Origin of the sequence: Halarcobacter mediterraneus, assembly GCF_004116625.1 — a bacterium.
GTDB classification, from domain to species: Bacteria; Campylobacterota; Campylobacteria; order Campylobacterales; family Arcobacteraceae; genus Halarcobacter; species Halarcobacter mediterraneus.
In genome coordinates this window covers 140,881-151,668 of sequence record NZ_NXIE01000006.1, presented here as the reverse complement: position 1 = coordinate 151,668, position 10,788 = coordinate 140,881, and the positions used below count along the sequence as shown (strand labels likewise).

The 10,788-nt window shown below is 25.1% G+C and carries 12 protein-coding genes; 1 reads left to right on the top strand and 11 read right to left on the bottom strand.

Features of this window, described 5'->3' with window-relative positions; genetic code table 11:
- Positions 1–471 (top strand): Hpt domain-containing protein (locus CP965_RS13260; protein WP_206732307.1); only part of this gene is annotated, 471 nt, incomplete at its 5' end.
- Here the strand turns inward: CP965_RS13260 and CP965_RS13255 are convergent.
- The 11 genes from CP965_RS13255 to CP965_RS13205 all read right to left on the bottom strand — a co-directional run bounded on the left by CP965_RS13255 (position 464) and on the right by CP965_RS13205 (position 10,671).
- The gene (locus tag CP965_RS13255; protein WP_129062593.1) at positions 464–1,297 is read right to left on the bottom strand and encodes a CvfB family protein; all 834 of its coding nucleotides are present in this window, start codon (positions 1,295–1,297) and stop codon (positions 464–466) included. The two genes, CP965_RS13260 and CP965_RS13255, sit on opposite strands and share 8 nt — an antisense overlap.
- Positions 1,294–2,091 (bottom strand): metal ABC transporter permease, encoded by a 798-nt coding sequence (locus CP965_RS13250; RefSeq protein WP_129062592.1) that lies wholly within the window; start codon positions 2,089–2,091, stop codon positions 1,294–1,296. Before CP965_RS13250 ends, CP965_RS13255 begins: the two co-directional genes overlap by 4 nt.
- A 12-nt stretch (positions 2,092–2,103) precedes the next feature.
- Complete coding sequence (locus CP965_RS13245) at positions 2,104–2,850, bottom strand: metal ABC transporter ATP-binding protein (RefSeq protein ID WP_129062591.1); 747 nt, start codon at positions 2,848–2,850, stop codon at positions 2,104–2,106.
- A 56-nt stretch (positions 2,851–2,906) separates the two neighbouring features.
- Positions 2,907–3,707: an AmmeMemoRadiSam system protein B gene (amrB, locus tag CP965_RS13240; protein WP_129062590.1), complete on the bottom strand. Its 801-nt coding sequence runs from the start codon at positions 3,705–3,707 to the stop codon at positions 2,907–2,909.
- The gene (amrS, locus tag CP965_RS13235) at positions 3,697–4,692 is read right to left on the bottom strand and encodes an AmmeMemoRadiSam system radical SAM enzyme (protein WP_129062589.1); all 996 of its coding nucleotides are present in this window, start codon (positions 4,690–4,692) and stop codon (positions 3,697–3,699) included. The genes amrB and amrS overlap by 11 nt, the downstream gene beginning before the upstream one ends.
- 1 nt (position 4,693) lies before the next feature.
- Entirely contained in the window at positions 4,694–5,245 is a 552-nt protein-coding gene (gene amrA, locus CP965_RS13230) for an AmmeMemoRadiSam system protein A (RefSeq protein WP_228712734.1), read from the bottom strand.
- A 30-nt stretch (positions 5,246–5,275) separates the two neighbouring features.
- A complete protein-coding gene (hemH, locus tag CP965_RS13225; protein WP_129062588.1) occupies positions 5,276–6,220 on the bottom strand; it encodes a ferrochelatase in 945 nt (314 codons plus the stop codon).
- Positions 6,221–6,225: 5 nt separating this feature from the next.
- On the bottom strand, positions 6,226–6,834 hold the full coding sequence (locus CP965_RS13220) for an ATP-binding cassette domain-containing protein (RefSeq protein WP_129062587.1): 609 nt from the start codon (positions 6,832–6,834) through the stop codon (positions 6,226–6,228).
- 54 nt (positions 6,835–6,888) lie between these two features.
- Positions 6,889–7,458: a hypothetical protein gene (locus CP965_RS13215; protein ID WP_164971035.1), complete on the bottom strand. Its 570-nt coding sequence runs from the start codon at positions 7,456–7,458 to the stop codon at positions 6,889–6,891.
- A gap of 68 nt (positions 7,459–7,526) precedes the next feature.
- Complete coding sequence (locus tag CP965_RS13210; RefSeq protein ID WP_129062585.1) at positions 7,527–9,956, bottom strand: ATP-binding protein; 2,430 nt, start codon at positions 9,954–9,956, stop codon at positions 7,527–7,529.
- Positions 9,925–10,671 (bottom strand): substrate-binding periplasmic protein, encoded by a 747-nt coding sequence (locus tag CP965_RS13205; RefSeq protein ID WP_164971034.1) that lies wholly within the window; start codon positions 10,669–10,671, stop codon positions 9,925–9,927. Before CP965_RS13205 ends, CP965_RS13210 begins: the two co-directional genes overlap by 32 nt.
- Between the last annotated feature and the right edge of the window lie 117 nt (positions 10,672–10,788).

Sequence of the window (10,788 nt, the reverse complement as noted above, 5' to 3'; positions counted from 1 at the left end):
ACTGCTAATGCAGTAAAAGGTGATAAAGAAAAATTCTTAAGTTTAGGTATGGATGGTTACTTAAGTAAACCTATTAACACTTCTGATCTTTATAAGCTTTTTGATCTTTTCTTAATTAAAAATGAAAATATGAATGAAGGAAGTAATAAAAATAATTTAAAAGATAAAGGTTCTATAGATATAAATGAAGTAATAAATAAATTAGGGGTAAGTGAAAAGATAGCTTTATTATTAGTCGATAAATTTAAAAAAGATATTCTGAATGATTTAGAGGATTTAGGGAAATTAATTAAAGAAGAAAAGAAAGATGAAATCTCTAAAAAAGCTCATTATATAAAAAATTCTTGTTTAAATATTTCTTTAGATGATATTTGTAGTTTATTACAAAAGCTTGAGAGTAATGAATTTTCTATAGATGAATGTAAAAGTTTATATATTCAAATAGAACAAAAAATAAAAGCTATTATATAGCTTTTATTGAAGTTTCAGTTAGAAGAATTTTTTTATCTTTAAGTAGTTTCGTTAAAGAAGATTTAAAAGCTTTTTTACTCATATGAAAAGTATTTTTTATATCTTCAGCATCACTTTTATATGTAAAATTTACTTCACCATCTTTTTGTTTTAATATACTTAAAACTTTTTGTGAATTATCATCACTTTTTTTTGCACCAATTTTTTGTAAAGAGATATCAATTTTTCCATCTTCTCTGATAAGTTTAACATAAGCTCTTTTTTTATCTCCAATTTGTATTTTCTCGAAAATTTCATTATGATAAATAAGTCCTGGATATTTGTTATTTACAATAACTTTAAAACCTAAAGGTGTTTTTATATATGGAATAATTTCTACTTCTTCATTTTGTGAAAATTTATAATCAAGTTTTAGAAGCTCAAACTTTTCTGTTCCTATGAGTCTATGTGTTTTTTCATCTTCTACAATTTGAATTACTTTTTTATCTCCTATCTCGAAGTTAGATTTTTGTTTATTTTTAGGAACTAATAAATCTTTTGGAAGACCCATATCTAAAAAAGCACCAAACTTTGCAGTATCAACTACTTCTAAAGAGACAAAATCATTTTTATATCCATGTGGAGTTAATGTTGTAGCTACTAGCCTATCTTCACTATCAGTATAAATAAATACATTTAAAGTAGAATCGATTTGCATTTCTTTTGTTATATATGTATTTGGTAATAAAACTTCTTCTTCATTTAAAGCAGTTAAATAAAGTCCTGGTTCACTAACTCTCGATATTTTAAGGGTATTAATTACACCTAATTCTATTTCTGTATTCATTTTTTTCCAATAAGTTTAATAATTATAAGTGTTAAAACACCAACCATAATGATACTTGCTCCTGAACTAATATCATAAAAATATGATAGACTTAGTCCCCCTAGAGTAAAAAGTATTGCAAAAAAAGAACTAATCATCATCATTGATGAAAGTTTATTAGCAAATTGCTCTGCAATAAAAGTGGGAATAGTAAGTAATGCTATGACTAATATTAATCCAACAACTTTTATTGCTGCAACAACAGTTAATCCTGCAAGAATTAAAATAAGAGTGTAAAAAAATTTTATAGAAATACCTCTAAGTGAAGCAAATTCACTATCGTAAGAAACAGCTAAAATTTGTTTATAAAATAAAGATATACAACTTATAATAAAGATATCTAAAATTGTTAGATAAATAATATCTTCTTGAGATACTGCTATAATCGAACCAAAAAGATATGACATTAAGTCAACATTATATCCTGGTGTTAGATCAATTAGAATTATTCCTATTGCCATACCTAAGGCCCACATTATTCCAATGATTGAATCAATTCTATTTCTGTTTTGTAAAGTTATTATTGCAATAATAATTGCAGTGATAACTGCAAAAACTGTTGCTCCAAAAAGAATAGGTAATCCTAAATAAACAGCTAAACCAATTCCTCCATAAGCACTATGTGCAATTCCCCCTGCTAAAAAAGTAATTCTATTAACAACTACTAAAGAACCAATAATCCCTGCAGCAAGTGAAACTAATATTCCTGCAAGAATTGCATTTTGTATAAAATCATATTGTAAGGCTTCAATCATTTTTTTCTTTCTTTATTTATGTAAAGAGTTACATGAAACTTGTTTCTTACCTAAAGCAGAGAGTAGTTCAACTTCACATAAATGTTCTTCTGTTGGATTATATTCTTTTTCAATATTTTCTAAATGATGATAAACAAGTTTTTTATTAACATGTGCAACATTTTTTGCATAATTTAATAAGACAGAAATATCATGACTTACTACTACGATTGAAATTGATTTATTTAAATCTTTAAGTAATTCATAGATTTCATTTTGTCCTTTTACATCAATACTTGCAGTAGGCTCATCAAGGAGCATAAGTTTAGGATTTGAACAAAGTGCACGTGCAATAAATACTCTTTGTCTCTCTCCTCCACTTAAATCACCAATTTTTTTATTTGCAAAACTCTCCATGCTAACTTGTTTAAGGGATTGCATTGCACAAGAGATATCCTCTTTACTATAACCGAATAATTTCTTTTTTTTACTTATATGGCCCATTAATACAACTTCTAAAGCAGTAATTGGAAAATCTATATTTAAGTTAGTGTTTTGTGGAACATAACCTATTTCATCTTTTTTAAGGTGCTTTTTTATTTTTCCTTTATTGAAATTTAAAATATTTAAAATTAATTTCAATAATGTTGATTTTCCTCCACCATTTGGTCCAATTATTGCTAGAAAGTCATCATTTGAAATATTTAGATTTATATCTTCTAGTATATATTGTTTATCATAAGAAAAAAATAGATTTTCAATTTCAATAATATTATTCATAAGTTTAATACACCTTTTTTATCAAGAGGCGATTATATCGAAAAAGTGGAAAAAAATCAATTTAACTTTTTACCTATAAGAAACGAAGTATATCCTACAACTTTTTTATCATCTTTACTTATATCGTAACTTGTACAATAATGAAGAAATTTATTTGTAAGATGATTTTTAATTGAGGTATTAATAATTGCTTTTATACCTATTCCTCCACAAGCTTCACAACCTTTATTTAAATTTTCTATACTATTTGTAGTAATTGCTCGTATACAGTTATTATCTAAAACATTTGCTTCTTTTAAAGGATAGAAATGACTTAAATCTGTGCTTATTACTATTAGGTTTTTCCCTTCATTTATTAATTTATCAATTAAGAATGACAACTCTTTAAAATTAAGCTCTCCATATACTATTTCTATGATTTTAGAATTAGGAAAGTAATTTTTTATAAAAGGAGCTTGAGTCTCTGTTGAGTGTTCAAAATGTGCATCTTCATCAAAGCATAAAAAGTCAAAGTCTGTTTTAAGTTTATTTACTAGTTCAATATTTATCTTGATATTTCCTAAGGGAGTTTCATATTCACTATAAGATGCAATTGATGCTCCTTTTAAATAGTGTCTATGTGAGGGACCTATTACAATAATATTTTCAAAGTTTTGTCTTGCTGCAATATTATAGGCTAAATTTGAAGTAAAACCACTATAAATGTATCCTGCATGAGGAACTATTAAAGCTTTAATATCCATATCAAGTTCATTTTCAAGTGTAAAGTTAGAGTTGAAGTGTTCAATATATCTTTTTATTTCCTCTTTTGTATCTGGATAAAAACTTCCACTTACAACTGTTTTTCTAATATCCATTAAAGACTCCTTCAAGTTTTTTCTTACATTTTGGACATGCACCATTTTTTAGATTATATTGTTTTACATCAAAAAACTCTCTTGATATAAGAAGTTCATTACAGTTTGAGCAGTATGTATTATTTTCATATCCTATATTTCCAATATATACATATTTTAATCCATACTCTTTTGCTATCTCATAGGCTTCTTTTAGTTTTTCAAAGGAAGTTCTAGGAAGGTTTAATTCTTTATAGTCAGGATGAAAAGCAGAAATATGCCAAACAGTATTTTCCCCCAGATTGTTTTTTATAAACTTTACAATATTTGTTATCTCTTCTTTCGAGTCATTTTTTGTAGGAACTAGTAAAGTTGTAATTTCAGTATAAATACCATTTGTTTTTAAGAGAATTAGATTTTCTAGTATTTGATTTAAATTTCCACCAAGACTTTTTTTATAGTAGTTTTCATCAAAAGATTTTAAATCTACGTTTATTGCATCAATAATACCTTTCATATCGTCAATCACTTCTTTGCTTTCAAAGCCATTACTTACAAATACTGATTTTATATTATATTTTTTAGCCTCAAGGGCAATGCCTTTTGCAAAGGGGTAAAAAATAGTTGGTTCATTGTATGTATATGAAATTGATTCACAAGCTTTTTGTCTTGCTATCATTACTACATCACTTGGTGAAATATAATTTGATTTATCTATTTTCTTCTCTTGAGATATTCCATAGTTTTGACAGAAATTACAATGAAAGTTACACCCAACTGTTCCTAAAGATAAGGATTTTGATTTTGGTAAAAAATGATATAGAGGCTTTTTTTCTATAGGGTCAATATTAAAAGCACTAATATGACCATAAACTAAACACTTAATCTTATCATCGATATGTTTGTTAACTCCACAAATACCTATTTGTCCATCTTTTAAATCACAATAATAAGAGCAAAGTAAACATTTCAGTTTAGACTTTCTTGAGCTCTCATAATAATTCATGTTAAGACTTCTTTATTTTTTCAACTTCATAGATTTGAATTTTTGGATAGCCTGGTAGATTATTTGGGTCAAGTCCTGCTTTTTTACAAAGTTGAGATATAAAAGCTTCAAAAGTAGGAAGTTGTTCCCAAACCTGTGGAAGAAAAGTTGCTCTTTTCCCATCTAATTCTAAAATAACACCATGCTTATTTGGAATAAGTTTTTGTTTTAAATCTTCTAAGTCTTTGTATTCTATAGCTTGTGCAGGAGTTAAGATAGAAATTTCAATCTCAATATTTTTAAACTCTTGTTGCGAAAGTCTATTAAATCTAAAGTCACTAAAAGCTGCAGCTCTTGCATTATGGATGATGTCTTCAAAAAGTGTTCTATGGGCTATTAAACTGCCCATACAACCTCGTAGATTATTGTTTAGGTTTAGTGTAACAAAGGTAGCTCTTTGTTCATTAAGAATAGAAAACTGTTCTTTTAAAGAGTTATCAATTAAAACTGTATTATCAAACTCGTAGTTAATAGCATCATATGCTAGTTTTAAAAGAACATCTTCTATTTTCATTTATACCCTTAGTCTTTTATTCTTAAAATATCAATTGAGTTTTGTGATATCTTTTATTGCTTCAATAAAAATATCATCATCATTTACACATTTGCAAACTCTATAATCTTTTATTCCTATTTCATCTGCTTCTTCTTTGTATTCAATACTTAATTCAAAGTCTGTTTCAGAGTTATCAACAATAAAGGCAATAGGGTAGATTAGTACATTATCATCTTTATATCTTTTTAATTCGTCATCTAATGCTGGTTCTAACCATTTTAATGGTCCAACCTTTGATTGATAAGCTAAAGAAATAGATTTAAATTTGATACCTTTTTTCTCTAATTTTTGTGATAGTATTTCCACGTGGTCATTTACTTGTTTCTCATATGGATCACCTGCATCTACAATCTTCTGAGGTAAACCATGGGCTGAGAAAATTAAGTTAAAATCTTCACTTCTAGCATTTGATACTTCTTTTGTAATAGAGTTAATAATTGCATCATTATAAATTTCATTTTCATAAAATGGTTCTATAACTGTAAGATTAAACTCATTTTTTGCTACTTCTTCAAAATCTTCTAATGAAGACTTCGTTGTTGTAGTTGAGTATTGAGGATATAAAGGTAGTAATACTACATCTTTAATACCTTTTTCTTTTAATTGTTTTATACACTCGTCTGCAAAAGGAGGTGTATATCTCATAACTTGGAAAGTTTCTACTTCTTGTAGCTCTTTATTTAGTTTTTCTACAAGTTTTTCCGTAAGAGGATTAAGTGGTGAATATCCACCTATCTCTTCATAGTTTTCCCATGCTGAGTTTAATCTTGTAGTAACAATAAACTTTGCAATAAATGACCTAAGTAGATTGCTTTTTACAGTTAAAATATTTTTGTCATTGAACATATTTGTTAAAAACATTTTTAATTCGTTTTTATTTCTTGCCCCACCCATATTTAAAAGTACTAGTGCTTTTGTAGGAGTTTTGTTCATTTGTTTTAATCCTTTTGTAATTCGTTTAAATTAATAATTTTATCGCTGCTCCAGTTGGCAAGACTGTTATCGTGAGTAATTAAAAGCATACCACATTTATCTAAATTATTTATTAATAGTTTCATTACTTCAATAGCGACTATATTGTCTAAAGCTGAGGTAGGCTCATCTACTAATAATAAATCAGGTTCCATAAGTAATGCTCTTAAAATAGAACATCGTTGAAGCTGTCCACCACTTAATTCATGAGGTTTTTTAGTAATTATCTCTCTTGTTAGATTTAGTTTTTCTAAAAGAACTTGTATTTTTTCTTCTAAATCTAAGGGATTAACCACATCTTTAATTTGTTCAATAATTTTAAAAGATGGATGAAAAGAACTGTAAGGGTCTTGGTAAATACAAGATACTTTTTTTGAGCTTATACTTCCTTTTATAGGTTTTAAGTTTTTAGAAATAAGTTCAAATAAAGTACTTTTACCACTTCCACTTGTTCCTACAATAGAAATTAATTCATTGTTTTTAACTTCTAAGTTAAAGTCTTTATATATTAAATTATCTTTTGAGTAACCAAATGACAAGTTGTTTATAGTTAATACAGCTTCATCTTTATTCATTTTATATCCTATTTTAGAAGATAACTATATAAAAAAAATCATTAAAAAAAGATGTTAATTAATTAAAATCTGGTTTTTATGTGTTACTTGAAACTCTATTTGATGTTTGTTTAATAAGTCTGTTACATATACTAATGCTGAAGTGGAAATATTATTTGAAAGAAAAGAATCTCTATCTTTGCAATAATCAAATGTTAAATAAGGATACTTTTGTTGAACTTTTTTTTTAATTTTTTCAAGAGTAAATTCTTTGTGTGATAGATTTTCACTTTCACAAGTAAATTTTCTACTTAAAATTTTAGTTAATTGATTTTGGCATAAAGGTTTAATAATAATATTTTTTTGATATTTCTTTCTACAGGTATAACAATCTTTTTCCATAGGACATTCAAAATTTTCATTCATCAAAAAAATTTTTTGTTTAGGATTCTTTTTAAGAATTTGATTAACAATTTTTTTACCAATATCATCATAATCTACAAAAATTTTTTCATATTGATTTTGTTTTGTTAAATATATTATATCATTATAGCTTGAAGCTTTATCTACAATGATATTAATAGGATAAAGTTCAATCATTGAACAAAATTTCTCAAATTCTGCACTATTGTTATTATAAATCAAAATTCTCATATAAATATTATACTAAAACAATGTCTCACAAATAACTCAATTTAGTATGAATTTATTTATTATATATATTTTTCTAAAGTTGCATATAATTTTTGAATTTCAATAGGTTTTTTTAGGTGAGCATCCATCCCAGAGTTTATAGCTTTTTCAATATCTTCTTCAAAACTATTTGCAGTAATTGCAATAATAGGAATCTCTTTATTTATTTGTCTAATCTTTTTTGTTGTTTCGTAACCATCTAAATCAGGCATTTGAATATCCATTAAAATTAAATTAAAAGAAGATTTTTCTTTTATTATATCAATTGCTTCTTGCCCACAAAATGCAATTCTAACTTGAGCTTTTGTTCCTTTTAGTAAAGCTGTAATGATTTGTTGATTGATTTTGTTATCTTCAACAAGAAGAATTTTTTTATTTGTAAAATCAGGTTTCTTAATAATTGGATTGAAGCATTCTTCTTTTGTTGATTTTTTTAATTTTATAAAAAAAGAAAAAGTAGTTCCCTTATCTTTTTTTGATTTAATTGAAATTTTACCATCCATTAATTGTATTAACTCTTTTGTAATGGCTAAACCTAAACCTGTACCTTTATATTTTTTAGAGCTACTGCTATCTCCTTGAACAAATGAGTTAAATATATTTTTTTGTTCTTTTTTAGTTAGACCTATTCCACTATCTTCTATCTCAAAGTTTAAATGATTTTTATCTTTTTGTTGCACTTTTAATTTTACATAACCAGTATTTGTAAATTTAACAGCATTATGTAAGATATTTATCAGTACTTGTGATATTCTTAATTTGTCTCCATAATAGTATTCATTTAAGTTTGAGTCATATTCTAAACTGAATTCCAAATTTTTTTTATCAAGAAATGAATCTATAGAGTCAATACAATCATTTATTAGTTCTCTCAAGCTAAAGACATCATATTTAAATTCAATTTTACCTGCTTCAATTTTACTAAAATCAAGAATATCATTAATAATTCTAAGCAAAGAGTTTGCACTCTTTTCAATTTTTTTAGTATATTCATATTGTTGTTTTTTTAAATTACTTTCTAATAATAAATGAGAGATATTAATAATTGCATTCATTGGTGTTCTTATTTCATGACTCATATTTGCAAGAAACTTTGCTTTTGCTTTTGATGCTTCATATGCATGATTTCTTTGTTCTTCTAATTGTTTATTTAAATTGGATAATTTTCTATTCCAATATAAAGTGATAAATATTATAAATAAAGAAACTATCATTAGTTGCCAAACTAAGGTATAATCTGTTTTAATTTGATAATTGTTTACAATCCATTTATTAAAAATATTTTGTTTTATGTCTTCATTTAAATTTAATACAAGTTTTTCAAAAATACCATTTAAGATTAATAGTTCTTTTCTTGTTGCAATTGCAAGTTTCATTTCTCCTTTTAATTTCCCCGAAATGAAAATATCATCTAAATACTCTTTTTGAATAGCATGATTAATTACCAAAGAGTTGTCAATATACCCAAATACTTTTTCTTGTTTAACTTTTTTTAATCCTTCTTTCAAAGAGTTTACTTCAATAAAGTCAATTTTTGGGTATTGTTCTTTTAAATCTTTGAGTAAAGAATAGTTTTTTATAACTGCAAACTTCTCTTCTTTTAAGTGTTTTAAGTTATCAAAAAAAGGAACATTTGGTCTTGTGGCTACAACAATATTTAAATTTAGATATTCTTTTGTGAAGTTTAAATACTCTTTTTTAAGTCTATTTTCTGTTGTTAATGGTGAAAAATCACATTTCTTGTTTCTTAATAAATCTAATGAGTCTCCCCATGTTTTAGTTTCAATCAATTCTATGTTTATGTTAAGTTCATTTGATATGAGTTTTACTATGTCTGATGAAATTCCTAAATGTTTATCTTCTTCAAGTTTACCTAAAGGCATCCAGTTAGGATGAATACAAGTATAAAGAATCTTTTTTTCTTTTAAATAGTCTTTTTCTTTTTGTGTAAGGTTTATTAAATTACCATAAGTATTAAAAGATTTATAATAAATGGTAATTGTTCCTAATTTATTTTTAGTATAAGTTTTATTTTCTATGATGTCTTTTTTTATACTATTATAATATTTAAAATATTTTTTAGGTAGTTTTTTTACAAATAATATTTTATTATTTTCAGTTCGGTGAGCAATTAGTAAATTTTCATTGAGATAATTATCTTTTATTACAATTGCTTCAATGAATCTATTTTGAAAATCTAATAATATTTTTTCTTTCAAATCTTCTATTGCTAAATTAGAAAGATAAATTACACTTGAATTTGCAATAAAAGAAGCTAAAGTATCAATTTTACTAATGTCTTCAATTTGTTCCAACTTATTTTTTGTTTTTTCTGTAGATTTTATTATTGTTTGATTAAAATTAATAAATAAAATTGATAGAAGAATTATTAATATTATTGATATAATATATACAGTTTTATTTAAAAGAAGTCTCTTCACTTTTACCATATCTTTCTAATATTCTTTTGTATGTTCCATCATTTTTAATATCATCTAAAGCTTTTTGCCATTTCTTTATGATTTTATCATCTGTTTTCTTATTAAAAGCAATATATAGTTGAGATTTAATAATAGGTTCTTTCATTTTTACAGGAATTATTTTATCTTCAAGTTTCATTTTTTTTAGTTTATATATAAATGAATCATACTCTACAGGATATAAATCAACTTTATTTTCTAAAAGTTTATAAAAACTGCCATTTGAAATAGTATTAATTTCTAAATTTTTAAATCCCAATTCTCTTAAAGTTTCTTCTGAAATAGTATTTTCTGCAACTATTATAGAAGACACTTTCTTTGCATCCTCAATAGAATTTATTGATAAATCTTTTCTACTTGCATTTTTAAAAAATTTAATTTTCATAGAATTAACTGGTCCTACCCATTTAAAAAAGTTTTCTCTGTGCTTTGATTTTGTAGTAAGAAATAAAGCATAACCTTTTTTATTTAAAGTAATATTATAACTTCTTTTCCAAGGGAAAACTTTGATTTCTTTTTTATTGCCCACTCTTTTTTGTATTTCTTTTATTAAATCAATACCTATACCTTCTAATCCATCTTTTGTCTCAATTTGGTATGGTTCCCAAGATTCGGTTAATGGTTGTATTTCATCGGCATTTAAAACAAATAAAAAACAAGTGAATAAAAATATAATGTTTTTCACAATAACTCCTAAAAATTTAATTATATAAAAAAAATCATAAAAGTTTTTATTTTTATTATGATAATAGTTCTCATTATAATGAAACTTTAAGTTTTGAATTGTTAATATACTGATATT

Coding starts and splice junctions, on each gene's coding strand:
- CP965_RS13255 (WP_129062593.1), bottom strand. CDS start 1,297: ATGAATACAGAAATAGAATTAGGTGTAATTAATACCCTTAAAATATCG.
- CP965_RS13250 (WP_129062592.1), bottom strand. CDS start 2,091: ATGATTGAAGCCTTACAATATGATTTTATACAAAATGCAATTCTTGCA.
- CP965_RS13245 (WP_129062591.1), bottom strand. CDS start 2,850: ATGAATAATATTATTGAAATTGAAAATCTATTTTTTTCTTATGATAAA.
- amrB (WP_129062590.1), bottom strand. CDS start 3,707: ATGGATATTAGAAAAACAGTTGTAAGTGGAAGTTTTTATCCAGATACA.
- amrS (WP_129062589.1), bottom strand. CDS start 4,692: ATGAATTATTATGAGAGCTCAAGAAAGTCTAAACTGAAATGTTTACTT.
- amrA (WP_228712734.1), bottom strand. CDS start 5,245: ATGAAAATAGAAGATGTTCTTTTAAAACTAGCATATGATGCTATTAAC.
- hemH (WP_129062588.1), bottom strand. CDS start 6,220: ATGAACAAAACTCCTACAAAAGCACTAGTACTTTTAAATATGGGTGGG.
- CP965_RS13220 (WP_129062587.1), bottom strand. CDS start 6,834: ATGAATAAAGATGAAGCTGTATTAACTATAAACAACTTGTCATTTGGT.
- CP965_RS13210 (WP_129062585.1), bottom strand. CDS start 9,956: ATGGTAAAAGTGAAGAGACTTCTTTTAAATAAAACTGTATATATTATA.